Consider the following 21,412-nt stretch of genomic DNA (forward strand, 5'->3'; position numbering starts at 1 on the left):
GCACCGGAATGTTGACGTCATGGACCTGCTCGCGGCCTTCCAGAAAGGGGCTGCCGAGCACCTGTCCCCAATGCGGAGATCACTTTCGATCGTTTTCACCTCATGAAGCTCGTCAACGAGGCCGTGGACGACGTGCGCAAGGGGGGAAGATCCTCACTCAGCCAAATCTCAAAAAGACCCGCTGGCTCTGGCTCAAGAACGATTGCAACCTCAAGGTGAAGCAGAAAGAAAAGCTGCAGGCATTACTCAAAGACCAGAACCTCAAGACGGCGCAGGCCTACCAGTTCCGCCTGACCTTTCAGGACATCTTCACGATCAAGAATCGCCATCAGGGGGCTACCCTCTTGAAAGCCTGGTTGGAAAACGCCAGAACCAGCGATCTGCCGCCTATCGTCAAGGTCGCCTACACCATCATGAATCACTGGGATGGCGTGCTCCGATGGTTCGAGAGCCAGATCACCAATGGAATTCTGGAAGGTTTCAACAGCCTCATTCAATCCGCCAAGGCCAAGGCTCGGGGTTACCGCACGCACAAGAACTTTATCAACATGGCCTACCTGATCCTGGGCAAGCTGGATCTCAGGCTACCCACTTGAAATGACGAGGAACCTGTAATGTATTTTCAGTAAAAATAATTTTTTCCTACGGCTTAATCATTACTAATAGCGCTATAGCCAAAAAACAAAAAATAACTACACCAGGGCTGTAGCGTAACCATGACAATTGACGCGTAGACGTGTTCTGCATTTGCTTGCGTAGTGTCGCCGACAAAATGCCATGCAGTGCCGACAGGATGATGACCAGTCCGATCTTGGCCATAAGCCATCCCTGACCAAACCACCCTCCCCATACTGTGAGCGCGAGACCGCTTGCCCAAACCATTCCCAAAGCCGGCACTGTCACTCGACGATCCCAACGCAAAACACCATAAACGATTTTTTTGTCGTTATGAATCAATGTTTCATCTCTTGAAATCCATCCAGAAGTCACCACCGCCAAAAGCACGAGCCCACCCGTAAAAATCAGTACGGCCCCAACATGCAGAGCTTCAAGCCAGAGATATATCATCGCAGTGACCACCAACTGTAGTAGCCACCAAAGGGTAAGCATGCTGCAAGAATTAATTTGACTCCCATCCAGAGCGATACATCACCCGCAGTCAAAGCCTGCACAACTGTCCATCCAAAGGCGAGAAAAACGAACCCATCAATGGGTCCCAGCACTTCAACAGCTATGGGGTATCCGGCGAAGTATTTCAGGGGCACGGCAATCAATAGCAACGTCAACAAAACAGTGGCCTCTACAAGGCAAAATATTCGGAGCACCTTGAAGCGCGGAACCGGGACAAAAAATGGATCAGGCATGCGTCGAAAAATCCAATGGTGATGAAGTGAATATCCTTAACTAAAGCCTGGATAGAGAAAAGTGGCTATAATGACATTATTCGACTGTTTTAAGCCAAGTGCGGTCCGTGCTATTTTCTCCAGTCTTCCATGAGGAGTTCCCATGAAATCAAACCATCTTCAAGCTCCCGGGCATCACCGAATTGCGTGTTTGGTTTTACCTGGCGTGATTTCGTTCGATCTGGCAACGGCCTGTGAAACCTTTCGGTATGCGACCAGGCCATCGGGCCAGCCCTACTATCAAGTTACCGTGTGTGCCGAACAGCAAGAACTGGATCTGGGCATGTTTAGTATCCACATCAAGCATGACTTAACGTCGCTGGAAGACGCTGACACTATCATCGTGCCAGGCACTTCTTTTTCTCCGCTGTCATTAAGTTCGACGGTTTTAGCGGCGCTGCGCAAGGCTGCTCGTCGGGGAGCGCGGATTGCCTCAATTTGCACGGGAGCATTTGTATTGGCTGAAGCTGGTTTATTGGATGGCTTACGTGCGACCACCCATTGGCAAGCGGCAGCTGAATTTGCCAAGCGGTATCCTAGCATCCAGATAGATCCCAGAGTGCTATTCGTTGACAATGGTCAGATCCTCACTTCAGCGGGGGCTGCTGCGGGCCTTGACCTCTGCCTGCACATGATTCGATCCGACTTCGGTGCCGCAGTTGCCGCGCAGGTTGCACGCTTATCCGTGGTACCCCTCCAGCGCGAAGGCGGACAAGCGCAATTCATTCCGCCATCTACCCGGTCCATAGACAGAAATCTGCAAATCCTGATTAACTGGGTAATGAACAACCTGAATCAGCCGTTAACCGTGAAATCCTTGGCAGATCAATCACACAGCAGCCAACGAACGCTGCACCGACGCTTTGTTGAGCAGCTTGGAGAATCGCCCTCCCAGTGGCTCATACGAATACGGGTGCAGCGCGCTCAGGAACTTCTGGAGAGTAGTAAACTTTCCGTGGAACAAATTGTGAGTGAGGTGGGCCTTGGGTCAGCCGCCAACTTCAGGCTTCATTTTCAGCGCATCGTGGGCGTCAGTCCAAGGCAACATCGTCAGAGTTTTGGATATCCTGACAGTAGCTAGCGGTACTTGCGATGGCCTAAGCGGACGACAATCAGTCCAAAGATGTCCGCAAAGCAGCGTGGGAGCGCGTACATTGCTTCGGTACTGAGTATGGACTAGGACTTCTGGTGCTGCCTATACCTTGCTGAGGATTGTCGCAAGGTATCCAGAGATTACTCAAGATAATGCAAAAATATAATCTACTGTTTTTATTGGTCGGGGCGATAGGATTCGAACCTACGACATCCTGCTCCCAAAGCAGGGAGTTACTGGTTTTATTGGGTTTATTGCCGTCCAGCGTAAAAAGTCACACCTATAAAAAACAGCCATTTAGTGTTTACTACTGTCCAGTAAGGTTCTACACTGTCCGAATCCAAGTGTAACCGGTAGTGTAACCGGTAAAATTCAGGGGGTGGACGATGGCCGGGAAGTTGCTCAATGACAAGATGGTGCAAAACACCAAACCTAAGAAGGCCGATTTTATCCTACGGGATGGTGGCGGTCTGGAAATGCGCGTCTATCGTAGCGGGGGGGAAGTCTGGCAATTGCGTTACCAGCACTCAGGGAAGCGCCGGATTATGCGGATCGGTGAATATCCGGGAGTGTCTCTCAAGGATGCCCGGAAAGCGGCTGACGAGGCACACAAGCTACTCGACCAGGGTATTGACCCGCAGGTTCAGGCCGAAGCCAAGAAAGCAGCCCAAGCCGAAGCGGAGCGCATAGCCAGAATGGAACAGGCTGCCCGCAAGACGTTTGAGGATGTATTCATGCAGTGGCACGAAGCCAAGCTGTCACAACGCAATGATGGGGCCGACCTGCTCAGGGCCATGCAGAAAGACGTGCTTCCCGTAATCGGTGACAAAGAAATCAGCGCCGTTACCCGTCCTGATCTGCTGGCCTGCCTGGACCCGGTAGCGACCAGAGCGCCAAGGATGGCAAACCGACTGCTTACCACCATCAAGACATTCTACGCATGGGCACAGTTGCGGGAGATCGTCACCGTGGACCCACTGGCCCCTGTAAAGGCTGCTGACGTAGGAGGCAAGCTGCCACCCCGCGAGCGGGTTCTGGATGACAAGGAAATGATTACCCTGTTCCGTAAGCTGCCCGAAAGCGGACTATCTCAGAATGTCCAGGCGGCGCTGCTCATCGTGCTGTCCACCGGATGCCGCCTGGGGGAAATCTGTAAAGCAGAATGGACGCATGTGCAGGATGGTATCTGGACCATACCAGCGGATAACGCCAAGAATGGCAAAGAACACAGGATCACGTTGTCATCCTTTGCAGCCGCACAGTTTGACGTGCTGGCGTCGGTTCGGGAAAGCGGCTGGTGCTTACCCTCACCGCGCAAGATCAATGAGCATTACACCCGCAAGGCCGTGAGTGCTGCCGTGTATGACCGTCAGACCCAAGGGGCACAGCGTCAGGGGAGGACGGCGGCAACATCCGCGCTGGCGCTGGATGGGGGAGAGTGGACCCCGCATGACCTACGCCGCAGTTGCGGGACCGGGATGCAACGCCTGGGCATTATGCCTGCTGTCATAGACGCTGTTCTGAACCACAAGGAAAGCAAAGGCGTCACCCAGATTTATCAGCGATACGATTACAGCAAGGAAGCTGCCGAAGCCTGGGCGAAGTGGAGTAGGCACCTGGCCGGATTGATGGCTACGGCACAGGGTAAGAACGTGGTCCCGATCAATGCTTGATGCTTCCCACTGATACGGCAATGACGTATATTCAGCACAGTATGCTTACCCTGATTGAAACGCCACTGTGCAGGGATGGGGAAGCGCGGGGGTGTCAGAGTGATCTATTACCTGCAACGGGAAGATGGCGAAATATGGTTATTGCTGATCTACGCCAAGAATGTGCAGGCGAATATTCCCGCGCATGTACTGCAACAATTACGCAAGGAGGTTGAAGATGCCGATGACTGAGCAGGAATTATTGAAACGCGACGCCAACCGTGATTTAGGGGCGGAGCTTCTGGAGTCTGTCCGGCAGATGAAAGACGGGAAGCGGGCTGCTGTTCATCGTGTGAATGTGCCGCAGATTGTGCAGGCCCGGATGGACGCCGGGTTATCACAAGCTCAGTTTGCCGCGCTCATGGGCGTATCTGTACGAACTTTGCAGGAATGGGAACAGGGACGTCGCAATCCCTCTGGCGCTGCCCATACGTTGCTGAGAATTGCCGCGAGACACCCGGAAGTCATCCGGGAGATGCAGGGGGTGTGATGCACAATCCACCGCAGCCCGGCGAAGTGATCCGGGAGCTTTGCATTGATCCCCTTGGGCTGAGTGTCACCGATGCCGCGCAAGCCCTGGGTGTTACCCGTAAGGCATTATCCGAACTGCTGAATGGACATACCGGGATCAGACCGGCAATGGCCGTGCGCTTGTCTCTGGCGTTTGGGGGTAGTGCTGAGTCCTGGCTGACCCAGCAAGCGCAATATGATTTATGGAAGGTGATGCAGAATCCGCCAGAGATAAAACGCTTGCATCCTGCCTGATGGGGGGCGCGTTGTTGCATATTGCACACAAGCGAAAACAATAAAAACAATGGGTTGTATAGTTTATTGCATAGGGAATGAGATTTTATTTTGTTGTGGTATATTACTGTACAGCATAGTTCGATAAGCGTTCGAACGAAGCGAACTTGTTCTTTAGTAAGTGGTACGGATGCGCGGCAACGCATTCCGTACCGTGTCAGCCGTGATAAGCCGATCCTTCCGTGACAATGTCTAGCGGTAGCAGTTAGCTACTGCTAAACACACCTGCACATTAATGGACATTACCGAAAAGGTAAAGCCCTAAATCTGCTTATGACGGCACAACCAAACATTTATGAGGTTATGCCATGAGCGACGATATCATCCAACGAAATCCCGAAGTCCAGTTCCGTGTGAAGGCATCCCGTAGCACGATTTATGCCTGGGTAAAGCAGGGCATTTTCCCGAAGCCTGTCAAAATTGGTCCCCGCGCCGTGGGCTGGCGAAAGTCAGACATCGACGAATGGCTTAGTTCTCGCGAATCCGCGTGATCGGGAGGATGCCAAAATGCAGACACAAAATAGCCGCCCGGAGGCGGCAGAACAATCGCAAGGTTCTGATAATCATATCACAATCGGACTTGTCCGCAATGCCAGAGACCCGCGCATTACGGCAAGGTCAGTCCCTTGGGCGGAATTTTGCGATGGTCTGAGCCGCCCAGAAATCAGGCAGCAAAAGGATGGCACGGGGATCATTTTTGCCACTTTCTCGGCTGCGTACCGAGCAGGTAAAAACGTCAGTGCAATAACGGCAGTCGGATTTGATGTAGATGGCAAAACCCATGCACCCATGCACCCAGCAGAAGCCCATGACGTGCTGATGGCGCTGGATTGGCGGCACCTGATCTACACAACATGGTCACACACGCCCGCAGAGCCGCGCTACAGGGTCATTGTTGCCCTTGATGGGCCACTGGACCCCCGAGCCTTGCGGGATGCTCAGACGGCGATTCTGGAGCAATTGCCGAGCGGTGTTAGCGATGCTGTAGATTCCGCCTGCCTGGGGGATCGGGCGCGGCTTTTCTACGCACCAGCGTGTCCGCCAGACCGTGCAGATCAATTTGAGTTTTACGCAGGCGGCGATAAGCCACTCAGGAGCGCAACGCTGCTGATGGCAGCCGCAGCACGGCAGGCAGTGCGGGAGCAGCAGCAGGCACAGCGCAAAGACGTTACAGCGCGATTTACAGCAAATGGTGGTCACTCTGTAATCAGGGAGTTTAACAGCCGTTACACTGTAACCGAGATTTTGGAATCCGCTGGGTATGTGAAAAAACGCAACCGCTGGGTATCTCCAAATAGCAAAAGCGGCACGCCTGGAATCGTCGTTCTCGACAATCGGGTGTACTGCCACCATGACGCGGACGCCCTGCATAACGGTCATGCTCTCGATGCCTTTGGAGCCTATGCAGCGATTCATCACGGCGGCGACCAGAAAGCTGCTGCGGCTGCTGTTCGTGGAGGTGCAAAATGACGGACTTCACAGCAGATGCAACGCCGGATTTTGCTGATGTTTTGAACGAAGCGCGGCAAAAAAACACTGAATGGCCGGAACCGGAGCGGATTGGTTCAGACCTGCCGCCCGTCCCAAAAATGGATGTGGAGAAACTGCTACCCGCGCCATTGGCCGGGTATGTGGCGGACTCAGCCTATCGCAAGGCGGCACCACCGGAATTTATTGCCGTTTCACTATTGGTCAGTCTGGGAGCATTGATCGGGGCAAGGTGTGGAGTCAGACCCAAACTGCTGGATGACTGGATTGTCGTGCCGAACCTTTGGGGCGCAATTATCGCACCGCCAAGTAAAAAGAAATCTCCCGCCATGAGCGATGGCGTGAAGCCTCTCAAATATCTTGCTGCGAAGGCCCGCGAGAAATTCCAAAAGGACAAGGAAGCCTTTGCCGAGGAATCGGAAAAGCACGAGGCGCTGGTTGCAGGCGCAAAATCGGCACTCAAGAAAGCGAGCGAGAAATCCAACGACGTGCTTATCGAGAAGGCAGAGGCGCGGCTGGCGGCATTGAAAGAATCCGCGCCCAAGCCCCCGACCCTAAAGCGTTACACGACGAACGACTCGACCGTCGAGATGATGGGCGAGCTGCTGATTCAGAATCCGCAAGGGCTGCTTACTGAGCGGGACGAGCTGGCAGGTCTGCTGATGACTTTTGAAAAGCCGGGCAGGGAGTCTGACCGCGCTTTCTTCCTGGAGGCATGGAACGGCGCGGACGGGCACGAGGTTGACCGGATTATGCGGGGTTCGTTGTATATCCCGAATCTCTGTCTATCCGTCTTGGGCGGCATACAACCTGAGCGCCTGGAGAGGTATCTGGATGCGGCCTCTAAAGACATGGGCAACGATGGTTTGCTTGCCCGGTTTCAGCTTGCCGTATGGCCTGATCCAGTAGATTTTGAATGGCGCGACGCCCTGCCTGACAAAGATTTGCGGGATGCCGTTTATCGGATTTTCGAGACGCTGGATGATGATGGCTTCATTGCCGCATGGGGGGCGGAGCCTGCCGACCAGTTTCGGCGGATTCCTTCATTCAAGCTGTCCGCTGATGCCGCGGCAGATTTTGTCGCCTGGGACGAGCGCCTGCAACGCGAGATCATGCCGGGCTGCCCTTCGGTACTCCAGGAGCATTTCGGAAAATACGAAAAGCTGGTGGCGGGGCTGGCGCTGATTCTGGATATGGCCGAGCGTGCAGGGCGAGGCGGGATGATTGGCCCCATTCGCCAGGCACCTATGCAAATGGCGATTGCTTGGGCGGATTTTCTCAGTGCTCATGCCCGGCGGATTTATCACTTGTGGATGCACCCCGAAGTCCGGGCGGCGCAGAAGCTGAGTGAGTCGCTACTGGCAAAAAAACTACCGGATCAATTCTCGACCGCAGACGTGCAACGGAAGGGCTGGGGCGGGTTGGGCACTCCCCGCGAGGTCATGGGTGCTTTGGATTTTCTGGAGCAATGCGGTTGGGTGCGACACCTGGAATCTCCGGCGAATCCGGCGGGGGGGCGACCTGCCAAGGCGTTTGCGGTGAATCCAAAAATTCACGGTTTAAATACGAAAACCGAACCTATTAAACCTACTAAACCCGCCGGATCAGGGTTAAATAGGTTTAGTAGGGTGCCCCCTAAGGAAAATGCGCGTGATTTTTTTGACGATGACCGGGTGGATGGCGAACTATGAGCGCGGCTGCCGATCTTCTCGACACCGCCCAAAAGTCAGGCGCAACGATCTGGGTCGAGGGTGGCCGCCTGAAGTTCAGTGGCCTACCTGCCGGGCTGATCCCGCGTATCCGTGAACACAAAGCCGAGCTGTTGGCGTTGCTATCGACCTCAGCACCAGCGCCAGCGTTTACACCCCAGCCTTCCGACCAGTGTCCGGATGAATACACCCCGGCACCTACGATGCAGCAGGCGGCAAGGAAACAGCCCCAGCGCGTCACCTGTTCGGCTTGCGCCCGGTTCCAGGCTGGGGCGCAGCCGCTTGCTGTTGGCCGATGCTTGGCGTCTGCTGATGGGCTGCCACCCAGCCCGAAGCAGGGGGATTACAAGGCCGCTTTTCCAATGGCGCAACGCCACTGTCACGAATTTACGGGAGTATCATCATGACCGCGAAACCTAATGCCGATGTTGTTGTCATCGAGGGCAACCCAGAAAGCCCGGAAAAGGATGCAGCCACAGCTGCCGCTATGCCGCCAGTCCAGGCGGCTTTCACGATGGGGAAATACACCTGGGGAGGGGTTCGGGCCGAACCTGGCCCGCTTGTCGCCGAAGTCAGCAAGCAAGCCCGCCGGGTAATCCAGGGCGATATGTCCAGGATCGAGGGGATGCTGGTTGCTCAGATGCACACGCTAGACAGCATGTTCAACAGCCTTGCCCGGCGAGCAATGGAAACTGAAAACGCGGACCACGTCAAAATGTGGCTGACCGCATCCCTCAAAGCGCAACGGCAGTGCATCAATGCCGCTGAAGCATTGGCAACCCTCAAAAATCCCGCCGTGTTCGTGGGCAAGCAGCAGATCAACCAAAGTGCTGGACCCATGCAGGTCAACAACGGGACACCCTCGCGCGACCCTGTAAAATCAGATCGTGACAACGAACTAAAGGAGATCACCCATGAGCATATCGAACGGCTGGACACCAGAGCGCCGGGCAAGGCAGGCCGAGATGATCCGGCAATGGCGACCGTGGGAACAGAGCACAGGGCCAGTCACCGCAGCCGGAAAAGCCAAGAGCGCGGCTAATTCCCGGAATATGGGTATCCGTGCTGCCCGGCGGGAAATGCAAACAGTTATGGCGCTGATTCGAGAGTGTGACCGTGAGCAGCGCGAGATCAGGAAGCGGATAAGTACGGGCTGACTGACGGCGATCTGCGACGCAATACGCGGGTTGCCCTTGGCGGAGCCGTGACCGACGCGATGGCCCCCGGCAGCCGGAAAAAGGCTTCCTACCGTGCGCCAAGTGTAACCGCTAGTGTAACCGCTAAATTGTTGAGGGCAGATTTTGGGATAGTGCAGGAAGTGGTAAGTTACTGTTTTTATTGGTCGGGGCGATAGGATTCGAACCTACGACATCCTGCTCCCAAAGCAGGCGCGCTACCAAGCTGCGCTACGCCCCGTTGCGGCAGAGCATAGCGGCTTGGCGGGCCGGGGTCAATCCAGACGGGACAGCTTCCGACGCAGACGGTCCAGTTCGGTACGCGCCAGGGCAATACCATCGTTCAGTCGTTGCCGTTCTTTGTCGCTCAGTTCCTTCCCTTTTTGGACCAGTTCTTCACTGTAAATGGCAATCGTGTCGAGTAATTCTTCCACCCGTTCGTTCATCCGTTCGCGGGAAGCCACGACCCTGTCCCAAGCGCGGTTGGCTTGATGGCGGATTTGTTCACGGGTGCGATCTCCCGCCTGGGGAGCAAACAGCAGGGCAGTGAGTGCACCTGCTGCAGCGCCAGCCAGTAACGCAATTCCCAAGGCGCTATATCCAAGACCACCATTACTCTCGTTGTCGTAATCCATCATAAGTCAGACTCCTTCATCAGGTGATGACAGTGGGGGCCTTGCGGCCCGTAAGTTGTTCGATACGGGTCAGATCCTTGCCCAGGGTAATCAGATCACGCAGTATCCGTTGCGGATCGAGTTGTTGCCTTGCAGCATCCTGCTCCAGATGTTCGTGGTAGATGCGGACGGTCGCGCCTTCGGTTCCGGTTCCGGACAAACGCACAATCAGCCGCGCACCATCTTCAAACAGCAGACGAATACCCTGATGGCTGCTGATGCTGCCATCTATAGGATCAGTATAAGCAAAATCATCGGCTTTTTGCACCACGCGCCCGGCCAGGGTTTGTCCCACCAGTATGGGAAGCTGGACGCTCAGCGTCTTCATGATTTCTTCGCCAGCACTGGCGGGGATATTCTCGTAATCATGGCGGGTGTAATAATGCCGCCCGAAATCCTGCCAATGCTGGACCACGATATCCGCTACGGATTTTCCGCTGGCCGCGATAATGGACAGCCAGGCCAGTACGGCCCAGAGCCCGTCTTTTTCGCGGACATGATCAGAACCCGTACCAAAACTTTCTTCGCCACAGAAAGTGATTTTTCCGGCATCCAGAAGATTGCCGAAAAACTTCCAGCCCGTAGGCGTTTCATAATGAGGAATACCCAGTTGTTGCGCCACCACATCAGCCGCCTGGCTGGTGGGCATGGAGCGGGCGATGCCTTTCAGGCCTGTCTGATACGCGGGAATATGGGTAGCATTGGCGGCCAGCACGGCCAAGGAATCACTGGGAGTAACAAAAAAACGCCGTCCCAGAATCATGTTGCGATCGCCATCGCCATCAGATGCTGCGCCAAAGTCCGGTGCGTCTTCCGCAAAAAGCGCGTCGGCCAGAGATTTGGCGTAAACCAGATTGGGATCAGGATGGCCACCGCCAAAATCTGTTAGCGGGATACCATTGATGACTGTTCCCGGAACGGCGCCCAGCTGGTTTTCGAGGATTTCCAGAGCATAAGGACCGGTGATGGCATGCATGGCATCAAAGCGCATGCGGAAAGGGCCGGCAAACAGGCGACGCAGCGCATCGAAATCAAAAATACGTGCCATGAGTGCCGCATAGTCGCTGACGGGATCGCAAACTTCGACCGCCATGTCGCCCAATTGGAAATGACCTTCATGATCAATATCCACATCGGCCGTGTCCAGAATCCGGAAGCTCTGGATGTTTTTGCTGCCCGCCCAGATGGCATCGGTTATTTTTTCGGGGGCAGGGCCGCCATTGCTGATATTGTATTTGATGCCGAAGTCGTGATCTGGGCCGGCCGGATTGTGGGAAGCGCTCAGAATAATACCGCCATGGGCCCGGTGGGCGCGAATAACCGCAGAAACCGCTGGTGTGGAAAAAAGCCCACCCCGACCCACCATGACTTTACCCCAGCCATTGGCGGCGGCCATCCGTAAAATGATCTGAATGGCTTCACGATTAAAAAAACGACCATCCCCGCCCAATACCAGGGTTTTGCCCATGCGATCCGGAATGGCTTCAAATATGGATTGGACAAAGTTTTCAAGATAATGGGGCTGCTGAAAAATGGTGACTTTCTTACGTAGCCCGGAAGTGCCGGGGCGTTGATCGGGGAAAGCCTGCGTAGGAATATTCAGCACCGCCATGGCACACCTCAGGGTTCCAGTGGTAAGTCGATAATCGTCGTTTGACGGCTGGCATCGGTACGAATCCAGGCTGTATAGCCGCCAATCTGCCAGGAGCTGACCACCGCGCCACCCGCTTCGATGGCTTTTTCGCTGGCACGGACCACGTCCGCATCACTGGCTTCATCCCAGTCGGCAGTGACATGACGGCGGAGGAGTTCCTGGGGGTCCAGTTCCCCGGATTCAAATATGGCCTGGGCATCCGGAGACACGTAAATGGAGCCGAGTTCAAAGAGCATGGTTTTTTTCATGGTTCTCAAATTATAGCAGGAGGGAAAAAATCACAAGGCGAAGCCTTGAGTGCGTAAAAAATCTCGGCTGGGACTGGCACACTGCCGCATCAAGGCAATCCGCTGGGGATTGTGCCGGGCACGACGCGCCCAGACTCTGGGTTGGCTGAGGCCGGCAGCGGCGTAAACCTGTTCGGAAGGGAAAAAACAGGTGCGCAGAAATTGCCGGAATACCTCGCGCAATACCGGGCTGATCATCTTTTTTTTCAGGGCGTTCATGGACTGGCTGCGCATCTGGATGGTGGTACGGGCAAAAGCCATGTGTCGCGCTTCTTCGCGCATGTGAACATGGGTAATGGCGAGGACCGCAGAAGGCAGATCCTTTTGAGAAAATATCAGACGATTCATCCGATCAGGTACGTCCTCACCAATCAGGATGGTCGCCCAGAAGGCCGCAGAGCCCTCTGGCGCGTAGCGGGCAAAAAGGCGGGCGAGGGGAGGGCGCTGACTGAGGGGGGTCATGAAAGGCAGGTGAGAGCGTTGCTGAAGCTCCAGAAACATGAGACTGTGCCCGACTTCTTCTCGCAATTCATGCAGTTGATAATGATATCCTTGGGGGTCGCGGTACATTTCCTGCAGTGAATTAGCACTCAGACGCTGAATAAACAGGGCTTCCAGCCACAATCCCAGCTCACAGAAAGAGACGAATTCGACCTGTGACAGGCGGATGCGCTCCTCGTTGCTCAATTGCGCATATTCGGGCAAACCATACAGTGAAACCAGGGTTTCGGGGAGCCATGCCTGTTCCTGGTTCAGGCTTTCCCAGGGCACGGTGCTGACGGGATCCCGATATTGGCTGCTATGGGCAGACAAACGCTTGACCAGCGCGTCATGATGACGCTGGATGCGGGCCTGTACGGGAAGGTTGGACGCAAAAGTCATACGCTATTGTGCCATGCTCTAGGAGACGCTCCAAGCTTTTAGCGGGCTGAGTCCCTTTGCCTGACGCAGGGCAGACAGGGCGTCGCTGACCGAATAGCGGGCTTGCCAGCCCAGTACTTGTTGGGCCCGGCGCGTATCGACAATGAGGGGGTTTTCCAGAACCTGCAGCCAGCCCGGATCCCCGAGTCCCCGGCTGAAAGGCCGCAGGCTCCGGTGGAGTTGATGCAACTGTCGAGGATTGAAAGGTAAATGCCAGCGTCGCGGAATGCTGGACCAGGGGATGGGGTCGGGGGCGGCAATGTTGAAAATCCCTCCGTGGGGATGTTCCAGTGCGGCTAACAGCGCACTGGCGGCATCGTCTTCATGCAGGCACTGGATGGGTAAATCCGGATGCTGCATACGCAGAGCGAAAGCACTGGTGGCAATGCTATTGACCAGCGACTGACCGTGGGGGCCAATGATGGCATGCAGCCGCAGCCGAGTGACCGCCATTTCGGGGGTTTGCGCACAGAAGTCGTCGAGCCAGGATTCCAGAGCGGCCTTGTCTTCGCTGTATGCAAAACCGGGTACGGGTCGGCAGGGCCAGTTTTCCTCCAGGGGCACAGGATTATCTGGCCAGGCGCCGTAGGCGGCTACACTACTGGTATAAATGACATGTCCTACACAGGCCTTGGCCGCCGCCTGAAAAAGATGCTGACTGCCGTGTACGTTGACGTCCTGCATTTCCTTGCGCCAACGCGACTGCGGCCCCAGCCGGGGGCTGAGTACCATAAATGCCAGGTGGATGAGGCAATCCACTGCTGATAAATGTTGTTCCAGCTGCGGATCACGAATATCCAGGGGCAGGTAATGCATTTTGCGGGAGCGCAAGGCGGGTGCCTGGGTATCCAGCGCTATGACTTGTTCTATATCGGGATGCTGCAGGAGCTTCGGGAGCAGCGCAGCGGCCGTATGCCCAGCTGCGCCGGTGACCATGACCCGCATCAGTGGGAATCCGGAGGGCTCAGTGCGGGAATGACTTCTTCGGCCAGAAGCTGCAGGGAACGGCGGGTCACGGCACTGGGCACCATCCCGGCTCCGACGGCTAGAATCAGCCGATCGACGCCGGCACGAGCATAGCGGGACAGTTTTTTGCGACAGGTATCGGGATCACCGACCACGACCATTCCCATGCTTTCGAGCAGGCGTAAATTGAGGCCACGGCGCAACAATGGCTCCAGAAATCCCAAGCGGTGGTAGTACTCGTAACTTTCCCGCAGTTGTGCCAGTACCGGTCGGGTCTGATCCAGCAAGCGCTGATAATACCAGGTAAATCCTTCGGCGAGTCGTCTGGCCTCGGCAGCATCCTCCAGACAAAGACAACCGATGGTCATGGCAAAGCCATTATTCTGTCCCGCCAGGAGAGGACCAGAGCCGTGCTGTTTTTCCCAGCTTTTTTTGTAGGCGCGCAGGTCCTGTTTGATCATGAACCAGGGTTTGAAAGGGCCGGAGAGTACGCCTATGCCTTCCTGGGCCGCCCATTGAAAAGTGGCGGGACTGACAGCCGCCGTCCACAGCGGCGGATGGGGGTGCTGGACTGGTTTGGGGAGTATATCGAGATTCTCAAACTGATAAATTTTGCCTTGGTGACTGAAAGCAGGCCCGCCAGCCTGACGCAAAATCTGCAAGCCTTCTTGCATATGAAGACGGCTATCGGCCATCTGGCTGCCAAACAATGCATATTCCTTGGGTGAAAACCCCCGGCCAACGCCCAACTCCAGACGGCCCTGGCTGAGAATATCCAGGGCGGCCACCCGCTCGGCAACGCGGACCACATGATTGTAGGGGAGGACTACTACCGCATGCCCCAAGCGCAGATGCTGGGTGCGCTGGCTGGCTGCCGCCAGAAACACTTCGGGAGCACTGGAGTGGGAATATTCGCGCATGAAATGATGTTCTACCAGCCAGGCGCCATGAAAACCCAGGGCATCAGCAAGACTGAGTTCGTCTAGAGTTTCATGGTAAACTTGGGCTTCGCTGCGCCCCAGATGGGCGGGAACAGCGAGTTCGTAAAAAAGATCAATTTTCACTGTTGAGGAGCCTCCGTGACCCCGATTGCTTCTACGCCACGCCAGATTGCCGAACGCTTGCAGATTGCCATACTCACCGCAGAGCAAATGCGCCTGCACTGGGAAGATGAAAGCACAGGGACCCATTATATGGAAGTGGTCCTACCCCTGGAATGGCAGGAGAGCCCAGAGGGGGACTATTTGCTGTGCAAGGTCTTGGCAGAAAATCTGGAGGTACGGGTGCGTGTCGACCTGATCCAGAATCTGCCGGCACCCGTAAAGTAAGGGCGGCGACGGAAGCTTCTTCTAGCACCTTGGGTCTTCTGAGTTTTCCGGAAATTCGAGCACTTGCGGAAAGATTTTTTCCCGGTAATAAGCCAGTTCGGCAATGGACTCGCGGATATCTGCCAGCGCTTCATGCTTTTCCGCCTTGGGAAATTTGTGAAAACCAGGATACCAACGGGAAGTGAGTTCTTTGAGGGTGCTGACATCAATCATGCGGTAATGAAAAAAGCGTTCCAGCCGAGGCATGAGCCGTGCCAGAAAACGCCGGTCCTGACACACACTATTGCCACAGATGGGCGAAGCACCAGCACTTACATGGGCATGAAGAAAGTCCAGGGTTTGGGTTTCCACCGCCTGGGTATCCAGACGACTTTCCCGCACCCGTTGAATGAGCCCCGATTGACCATGGGTACGTTGATTCCAGTCGTCCATCTGCTGCAGGACGGCGTCGGGATGATGCACAGCCAGAACCGGTCCTTCACAAATGATGCGGAGCTGATTGTCGGTAACAATGCTGGCGATCTCCAGAATTTCATCCTGCTCGGGGTGCAGGCCGGTCATTTCCAGATCCACCCAGACCAGGCGCTGGTTTTTGGGGTCCATACGACATCCTTGTTGATCAAACAACATTAGTATATCATGGGAGCCGTAATATAAAAAAAGACGGATCAAAGATCCGTCTAATAGCCGCAAAACAACCGCTACAAAACCGTTTGATACTTAAAGCACTGCGGCCTTCGGGCCGACGGTGCATACAATTTAAACTGCGCTCCCTCTGAAGGTTTGGGTACTTTTGCCCTGACCATGAAATGCATGATAGATCGTCATTGTTTCTGGAATATTTCCGCAAAATGGGTCTGGAGTTTATTTGAAAATTTCCGGAGCTACATTTTCAGCCATAAAAAAAGACGGATCTAAAGATCCGTCTAATAGCCGCAAAACAACCGCTACAAACTCTTAATAGCATTGCCCGATGTTGCTTTGTCTGTACGGGCTTGCTAAAAACGCGCTCCACTCACTCTTTTGGTTTGGGTACCGTTGCCGCCTATGGTGTAATATTGCCTGATAAATATTTCGGGAATATTTCCTGATAAAATCCATCGTGACAGAGGTCGGTGCAGACGAGAGAGACTATGGCAGTCGTGCTGATAGTAGATGATGATCAAAGGCTTGTAGAGATGCTGCGGGAATATCTTGAGGCTCAGGGATTGGCAGTTTTGTTGGCGGCCAATGGTCAGCAAATGCGCCAGCAGCTGGCTGCCGGCCCAGTGGACGTCATGGTGCTGGACTGGATGCTGCCCGGTCAAGATGGTATCAGTCTGGCCAGGGAGTTGCGCCATAAAGAGGGGGGGCCTCCTATTCTCATGCTCTCGGCCCGAGGGGAAGACGAAGAACGTATTCTTGGTCTGGAAAGTGGCGTTGATGATTATCTGGCTAAACCTTTCAATGCGCGGGAGCTTCTGGCGCGCTTGCGGGTACTGTTGCGCCGCAGTGGCAAGGACGAGGGTGCTGATACTGTTCAGTTTGGCGACTTTCGCTTGCAGATATCGGAACGCCGTTTGTATCGGGAGAATGTCGAGGTCGACATCAATCCGGCGGAGATGGATCTGCTGCTGGTATTTGCCCAGCGTCCCAAGCGTATTTTGAGCCGGGATATGCTACTGCAGCTTCTGGGTGGTGAGGAAGATGGCCGTTTTGATCGCAGTATCGATGTCCGGGTTACCCGCTTGCGCAAGATTCTTGAGGAAAATCCCCGTCAGCCCCGCTTTTTGCAGACGGAGCGCGGAACAGGTTACCGCTTTGTCCCGGGTTCATGATGTTTCGGCGCGGCCGTAATCTGATTGCACAAACGGCCTGGACCCTGGGCCCGGGCATTGTGGTTTTACAGATTCTCACTCTGGTGATTGTGGTGTTGACGGTGCTCTATCCACTGGCCGAACGCTCAGCTGAAGATTTGGCCGGACTGATTGTGATCAGTGCGCAAACCTATCAGGAACTATCGCCTGGCGAACGGCCGGCCTTTCTGAAAAGACTGAAGGCCGACAATGGCGTGGAAATTTCTGCGCATCTGGATCGCTCCATACATCATACCCATGGTCATATATACGGTTGGCTACTAAGCCAGGCGTTGGGTAAACGCCTGGGGAAGCCGGTTCCTGTGGATGTGCTGGGTGGGGCGGTACGGACTTTCTGGGTACCCGTAAGCATTTCCGGAAAGACCGTCTGGGTGCATTTTGATCGCGGACGTCTGGCATCTTCCTTGCCTGTTGCCATGATTTTTGTGCTGGGTTTTTCAACGTTGGCGCTGGTTCTTTTAACCATGATTCTGGTGCGTCGGGTACTCCGGCCTTTAGGCGTTATATCGCAAGCCCTGAGGGGTTCGCTCAAGGCACCCCTGCCGACTTTACCCCCTGAAGGGGCCTATGAATTTCAGAATATTCTCGACATTTTTGCCGAGTTGCGCACCCGCTTACAGGCCATGATCAATCATCAATCTTTGCTGCTCACCGGGATTTCCCATGACTTACGCTCGCCTCTGGCGCGTTTGCGCATGGCTTGGGAGTTACTTCCGGCAAATACCTCCGCGCGTTTAAAGGAGGGTATGTTGCAGGATATAGAGCGTATGGATGCCCTGCTCGGACAGTCTCTGGATCTGGGGCGCAGCATGGTTGCCAAAGTGGCCGATTTTGATTTGATGGTATTGATGGCAGAGGTGGGTGCCGAATTTGAACGGGCGGGTGGACGCTGGCAGGCACAACTGCCGCGCCGATATGCCTTTCGTGGTGACCGGGAGGCATTGCGCCGCTTGTTGTCCAATCTGCTGGATAATGCCATGCGCTATGGAGGGGGGGACGTCCATGTGGAATTCAGAAAAATGCCGAATCAAGTATTGATTCGACTCTGCGATCAGGGGCCTGGAATTCCGGAGCTGGAGATGGAGAAAGTATTTGAACCTTTTATTCGTCTGGATGATGCCAGGGGTCACGGCGAGGGTAGTGGTCTGGGTCTGGCGATAGCCAGACAACTGGCAGAAGCGCAGGGGATGCGTCTGCGCTTGCTGAATGGAGCGAGTGGCGGCTTGTGTGCGGAATTATCCTGGCCCGTATGAACGCCCTATGAACTTTATGCCAGACAGATAGTGTTTTGTAACTTTACAAAATAATATGTACTTTTTATTGTAAGTGACGCGTTGTCTGAAAAAAAATCAAACTGTCATCAAACTGTAATATTCCTCTGGTACTGTGGTGCAATAAATACATTTTCCGCTCAACCACTGCTACAGGAGTTTCAGTATGGATACCAGCTGTAAAACCCGTTGGCGACTGCTTGTCGTTGCCATTTCTGCTGCATTGACCCACAGTGCCGGTGCATGGGCACAGGACCATCAGGTCGATTATTCCGATGCGCCGATGCATAAGCATTCCCACCACCATCATGACCATAAACACGCGGTAAATGTTGGCGAAGTGAACAAAAATTCGGAGTATCAAGAAACGGTTATTCCCACGGTACCGAGTCAGAAAAAGATTTTTCACAGTGCTTACTCTGAAAAATTGATCACCAAAGGTCAAATTGCCGCTCTCGGGCCCATGGCCAATTCCGCCGAGATTCTCTCAGTGGCCCCTGGTGTGCATGTGGTAGGCAGCTACGGTAATACCGGCGCTACCAAGATGCAGATCAACATCAATGGTATCAAACAGGGCTGGGGGCATCTTAAGGGTGATGTATCCGGCCATAGTATCATGGTGACCTTCGATGGCATTCCCATGAATGACCCCGCTACCGGTCTCTGGCAGAGTCCTCAGGTAAACCAACCCAGTCTTCTGTCCGGTGTCAGTGTCGTCTATGGTCCCGGTAACCCGGCCCAGCGCTGGTACAACAACCTCGGCGGAGCCATCAACTTTTTGCCCTTGCAACCGACGCGCAAAGCCGGTGCAGAAATTGGTATGGGGGAGCGCTCTAAAATGAAGTGCAACACCTCTGGTCGAAGGCAGACGGAGGTGAGAGATGGCCAGAAAATACAGGCAATTGATGCCCGATCAGCGAAACCAGATACAGCGTGGATTGAATCAGGGGCTGAGTATTCGTGGCATTGCCAGGCAGTTGGGCCGAAGCCCTAGCACGATCAGTCGGGAGATTCAGCGCGGTCGTGTGGAAGAGACCTATGACGCCGTATGCGGTCGGGAAGAAGCGCAGAGGCGCCGACGCAAGGGAGTCAGGAAGTTGACTGAAGGTTCGCCTTTAACCCTCGCGGTGACACACGCTATTCTGCAAAGGAAGTGGTCACCGGAGCAGATAGCGGGGAGGTTGCGGATGGACTATCCCGAAGACAAACAGTGGCACGTCTCTCATGAGACTATTTACCAGTTTATCTATGCCCACCCGGCGGGTGAACTGCGCAAGACATTGATTGCAGGGCTGCGCAGAGGGCACAGCAAACGCAAGCCCCGCACACGAGGTAAAGACCGTCGTGGCGGGATCACGAACATGCGCTCGATCCGTGAGCGCCCGGAGGAAGCACAAGCCCGCGAAGTACCCGGTCACTGGGAAGGCGACCTGATCAAGGGGGCATTCAATGCCAGTGCTATTGGCACGTTAGTGGATCGTAGCAGTCGCTTCGTCATCCTCGCGCGAGTGGAGGATGCTACGGCAGAGGCGATCCTGGAAAGCTTTACGCGGCGTTTGCGTACGCTGCCCAAGAGCTTCCGGCAAACGCTCACCTATGATCAGGGCCGCGAAATGGCTCGGCATCAGGAACTGGAGCGAAATACGGGCATACGTGTTTATTTTGCTGACCCACATAGCCCCTGGCAGCGTCCGACCAATGAAAATACGAATGGCCTACTGCGTCAGTATTTCCCCAAGGGCACGGACTTATCCGAATATTCACAACGGCGTTTGACTCAGGTGGCGGAGGAACTCAATAACCGGCCCAGGAAATCCTTGGGATTCCAAACGCCAGCCGAAGTGATGGCACGGCAAATCAGGGAGTTAAACTGCGGTGTTGCACTTCAAACTTGAAACCGCCGGGTTACGGTAGTTTCAACAGCAAAAATATCCACTTTCATATTAATACCGGAATGCATGACGGTTTTGCTGCTGTCATCGGCGGCGGTGCCAGCAATGGCAACAGTTTTTTAAGCGCCCCTGCCGATAGCACTTTGCCTTTACCCAAGGGTACGCGTCTTCCCAGTTATTCTTATGCCTGGTATTTCAAGGGAATCAAGAAGTTCCATGGTGGCAATGTCAGCCTCGGCGCCTATCTGGCCAAGGGTGATGCCTATAAACCCTATGTTATTCCCATTAATCCCATCAATGGAGTGACCATCAATGGTATGAACAAGAAGGGTTCTATTCCTGGTCAGCTTTACAGCGAGCAGACATCCGGTTTTTACACGGCACTTCCTTACAAGGATGACAGTAACAGCACCTGGTTGCTTTATGGTAAAGGTAATTTTGATATTGGTGCCAAGACCCATCTGCATGCGATGATTTGGTATCGGCATGGTCATCGTCAGCATTTTCAGCTCTACGATTATGATCTGACGAATATAAAATATTACGAGGCGAACACGCCCACTGATTCTGTGTATGGTACCAAAATTTATTTTGCCACCAAGTTGCCTTGGAATGATCTTAAGTATGGTGGCTACATTCTTCACAGTCGTTATGAAACCATCAACTCTTTCTGGAATCCGCTCTATGGCGGTTCATATGAAAACTCCAATGACAAATATCGAGATAATTTCTTTGACCAAACGCTGACCGCTGCCTTTGTACAGGATCGGATTCACCCCATTCACAGTCTGTCCATCACGCCAGGCTTTCGGGTTATAGGAATCCAAACCAACTACACTTACGGTACTTGCACCAAGTTCCCGGAAGCATGCGCCAATAATCCGAAAGGGGCTGAGGGCAATCCTGCTAACAATCCCGGCGTGACGCCCTACGCCTCGACCAATTTCAGCCAACTGGAGCCCTCTGTCGCTGTTAATTGGCAGCCTCTTTCTCATTTGGCCCTCTTCGCCAATTACAGTACTGCTTATCAGCAGCCAGCAAACGGTGGCGGTGGCGGCCCTTACCAGAGCTTGCCTGCCAGTTCCCTTTCTCTGGAAAAGGCCAACTACTACCAGGCCGGTTTCAAGGTGCATGTGAAGCACGGACAGTTCCTTCACCACTTTCTGGCCAGCGTCAGGG

Annotated in this window: 25 protein-coding genes, 1 tRNA gene and 1 pseudogene; 17 read left to right on the top strand and 10 right to left on the bottom strand. The window is 54.4% G+C overall.

Annotated features, from left to right (window positions below; all coding sequences use genetic code 11):
* A pseudogene (locus B1757_RS03815) lies at nt 1–596 on the top strand (transposase); the annotation flags it as partial.
* A gap of 46 nt (nt 597–642) precedes the next feature.
* On the opposite strand, the gene B1757_RS03820 reads toward B1757_RS03815, so the two are convergent.
* On the bottom strand, nt 643–1,068 hold the full coding sequence (locus B1757_RS03820; RefSeq protein ID WP_172437590.1) for a CopD family protein: 426 nt from the start codon (nt 1,066–1,068) through the stop codon (nt 643–645).
* Nucleotides 1,065–1,364 (bottom strand): DUF3817 domain-containing protein, encoded by a 300-nt coding sequence (locus tag B1757_RS03825; protein ID WP_101537066.1) that lies wholly within the window; start codon nt 1,362–1,364, stop codon nt 1,065–1,067. Before B1757_RS03825 ends, B1757_RS03820 begins: the two co-directional genes overlap by 4 nt.
* 142 nt (nt 1,365–1,506) lie before the next feature.
* Here B1757_RS03825 and B1757_RS03830 point away from each other — a divergent pair, with 142 nt between their 5' ends.
* From B1757_RS03830 to B1757_RS03875, 10 genes are all read left to right on the top strand, one after another.
* Nucleotides 1,507–2,484, top strand: coding sequence for a GlxA family transcriptional regulator (locus tag B1757_RS03830; protein WP_101537067.1), 978 nt, complete (start codon nt 1,507–1,509; stop codon nt 2,482–2,484).
* 398 nt (nt 2,485–2,882) lie between these two features.
* Nucleotides 2,883–4,169, top strand: a complete 1,287-nt coding sequence (locus B1757_RS03835) for a tyrosine-type recombinase/integrase (RefSeq protein WP_101537068.1) — start codon at nt 2,883–2,885, stop codon at nt 4,167–4,169.
* A gap of 99 nt (nt 4,170–4,268) precedes the next feature.
* Nucleotides 4,269–4,400 carry a hypothetical protein gene (locus B1757_RS15890; RefSeq protein WP_301179150.1) on the top strand — a complete coding sequence of 44 codons (132 nt, stop codon included), beginning with the start codon at nt 4,269–4,271 and terminating at the stop codon, nt 4,398–4,400.
* A complete protein-coding gene (locus tag B1757_RS03845; protein ID WP_101537069.1) occupies nt 4,387–4,698 on the top strand; it encodes a helix-turn-helix domain-containing protein in 312 nt (103 codons plus the stop codon). The genes B1757_RS15890 and B1757_RS03845 overlap by 14 nt, the downstream gene beginning before the upstream one ends.
* Entirely contained in the window at nt 4,698–4,973 is a 276-nt protein-coding gene (locus B1757_RS03850) for a HigA family addiction module antitoxin (protein WP_172437591.1), read from the top strand. Before B1757_RS03845 ends, B1757_RS03850 begins: the two co-directional genes overlap by 1 nt.
* A gap of 347 nt (nt 4,974–5,320) precedes the next feature.
* Nucleotides 5,321–5,503 (top strand): helix-turn-helix transcriptional regulator, encoded by a 183-nt coding sequence (locus tag B1757_RS03855; RefSeq protein ID WP_101537070.1) that lies wholly within the window; start codon nt 5,321–5,323, stop codon nt 5,501–5,503.
* A 16-nt stretch (nt 5,504–5,519) separates the two neighbouring features.
* Nucleotides 5,520–6,482, top strand: a complete 963-nt coding sequence (locus tag B1757_RS03860) for a hypothetical protein (RefSeq protein ID WP_101537071.1) — start codon at nt 5,520–5,522, stop codon at nt 6,480–6,482.
* The gene (locus B1757_RS03865; RefSeq protein ID WP_101537072.1) at nt 6,479–8,191 is read left to right on the top strand and encodes a YfjI family protein; all 1,713 of its coding nucleotides are present in this window, start codon (nt 6,479–6,481) and stop codon (nt 8,189–8,191) included. Before B1757_RS03860 ends, B1757_RS03865 begins: the two co-directional genes overlap by 4 nt.
* Nucleotides 8,188–8,616, top strand: a complete 429-nt coding sequence (locus tag B1757_RS03870) for a hypothetical protein (RefSeq protein ID WP_101537073.1) — start codon at nt 8,188–8,190, stop codon at nt 8,614–8,616. The genes B1757_RS03865 and B1757_RS03870 overlap by 4 nt, the downstream gene beginning before the upstream one ends.
* Nucleotides 8,613–9,251: a hypothetical protein gene (locus tag B1757_RS03875; RefSeq protein ID WP_101537074.1), complete on the top strand. Its 639-nt coding sequence runs from the start codon at nt 8,613–8,615 to the stop codon at nt 9,249–9,251. The genes B1757_RS03870 and B1757_RS03875 overlap by 4 nt, the downstream gene beginning before the upstream one ends.
* A 297-nt stretch (nt 9,252–9,548) precedes the next feature.
* Here the strand turns inward: B1757_RS03875 and B1757_RS03880 are convergent.
* The 7 genes from B1757_RS03880 to B1757_RS03910 all read right to left on the bottom strand — a co-directional run bounded on the left by B1757_RS03880 (nt 9,549) and on the right by B1757_RS03910 (nt 14,950).
* Nucleotides 9,549–9,625, bottom strand: a tRNA-Pro gene (locus B1757_RS03880).
* A gap of 34 nt (nt 9,626–9,659) precedes the next feature.
* Nucleotides 9,660–10,022: a YtxH domain-containing protein gene (locus tag B1757_RS03885; protein ID WP_101537075.1), complete on the bottom strand. Its 363-nt coding sequence runs from the start codon at nt 10,020–10,022 to the stop codon at nt 9,660–9,662.
* A gap of 16 nt (nt 10,023–10,038) precedes the next feature.
* Nucleotides 10,039–11,670, bottom strand: a complete 1,632-nt coding sequence (locus tag B1757_RS03890) for an alpha-D-glucose phosphate-specific phosphoglucomutase (RefSeq protein ID WP_101537076.1) — start codon at nt 11,668–11,670, stop codon at nt 10,039–10,041.
* A gap of 8 nt (nt 11,671–11,678) precedes the next feature.
* Complete coding sequence (locus B1757_RS03895; protein ID WP_101537077.1) at nt 11,679–11,960, bottom strand: hypothetical protein; 282 nt, start codon at nt 11,958–11,960, stop codon at nt 11,679–11,681.
* 30 nt (nt 11,961–11,990) lie between these two features.
* Complete coding sequence (locus tag B1757_RS03900; RefSeq protein WP_101537078.1) at nt 11,991–12,881, bottom strand: diiron oxygenase; 891 nt, start codon at nt 12,879–12,881, stop codon at nt 11,991–11,993.
* Nucleotides 12,882–12,899: 18 nt separating this feature from the next.
* Complete coding sequence (locus B1757_RS03905; RefSeq protein WP_101537079.1) at nt 12,900–13,865, bottom strand: NAD-dependent epimerase/dehydratase family protein; 966 nt, start codon at nt 13,863–13,865, stop codon at nt 12,900–12,902.
* Nucleotides 13,865–14,950, bottom strand: a complete 1,086-nt coding sequence (locus B1757_RS03910) for an LLM class flavin-dependent oxidoreductase (protein WP_101537080.1) — start codon at nt 14,948–14,950, stop codon at nt 13,865–13,867. The genes B1757_RS03905 and B1757_RS03910 overlap by 1 nt, the downstream gene beginning before the upstream one ends.
* A 15-nt stretch (nt 14,951–14,965) precedes the next feature.
* On the opposite strand from B1757_RS03910, the gene B1757_RS03915 reads away from it, so the two are divergent.
* On the top strand, nt 14,966–15,214 hold the full coding sequence (locus B1757_RS03915) for a hypothetical protein (RefSeq protein ID WP_172437592.1): 249 nt from the start codon (nt 14,966–14,968) through the stop codon (nt 15,212–15,214).
* A 21-nt stretch (nt 15,215–15,235) separates the two neighbouring features.
* Here B1757_RS03915 and orn read toward each other — a convergent pair whose 3' ends face one another.
* Nucleotides 15,236–15,817 (bottom strand): oligoribonuclease, encoded by a 582-nt coding sequence (gene orn, locus B1757_RS03920; RefSeq protein ID WP_101537081.1) that lies wholly within the window; start codon nt 15,815–15,817, stop codon nt 15,236–15,238.
* Nucleotides 15,818–16,347: 530 nt separating this feature from the next.
* On the opposite strand from orn, the gene B1757_RS03925 reads away from it, so the two are divergent.
* From B1757_RS03925 to B1757_RS03945, 5 genes are all read left to right on the top strand, one after another.
* Nucleotides 16,348–17,031, top strand: a complete 684-nt coding sequence (locus B1757_RS03925; protein WP_101537082.1) for a response regulator — start codon at nt 16,348–16,350, stop codon at nt 17,029–17,031.
* Entirely contained in the window at nt 17,028–18,323 is a 1,296-nt protein-coding gene (locus B1757_RS03930; protein WP_101537083.1) for a sensor histidine kinase, read from the top strand. The genes B1757_RS03925 and B1757_RS03930 overlap by 4 nt, the downstream gene beginning before the upstream one ends.
* Before the next feature lie 184 nt (nt 18,324–18,507).
* Entirely contained in the window at nt 18,508–19,335 is an 828-nt protein-coding gene (locus B1757_RS03935; protein WP_101537084.1) for a TonB-dependent receptor plug domain-containing protein, read from the top strand.
* Nucleotides 19,223–20,236, top strand: coding sequence for an IS30 family transposase (locus B1757_RS03940; RefSeq protein WP_101536841.1), 1,014 nt, complete (start codon nt 19,223–19,225; stop codon nt 20,234–20,236). The genes B1757_RS03935 and B1757_RS03940 overlap by 113 nt, the downstream gene beginning before the upstream one ends.
* Nucleotides 20,233–21,412: TonB-dependent receptor domain-containing protein (locus tag B1757_RS03945; RefSeq protein ID WP_143484210.1), on the top strand; the 1,180-nt coding region annotated here is incomplete at its 3' end. The genes B1757_RS03940 and B1757_RS03945, both read left to right, overlap by 4 nt.

It is taken from the genome of Acidithiobacillus marinus (assembly GCF_002847505.1).
Lineage (GTDB): Bacteria > Pseudomonadota > Gammaproteobacteria > Acidithiobacillales > Acidithiobacillaceae > Acidithiobacillus > Acidithiobacillus marinus.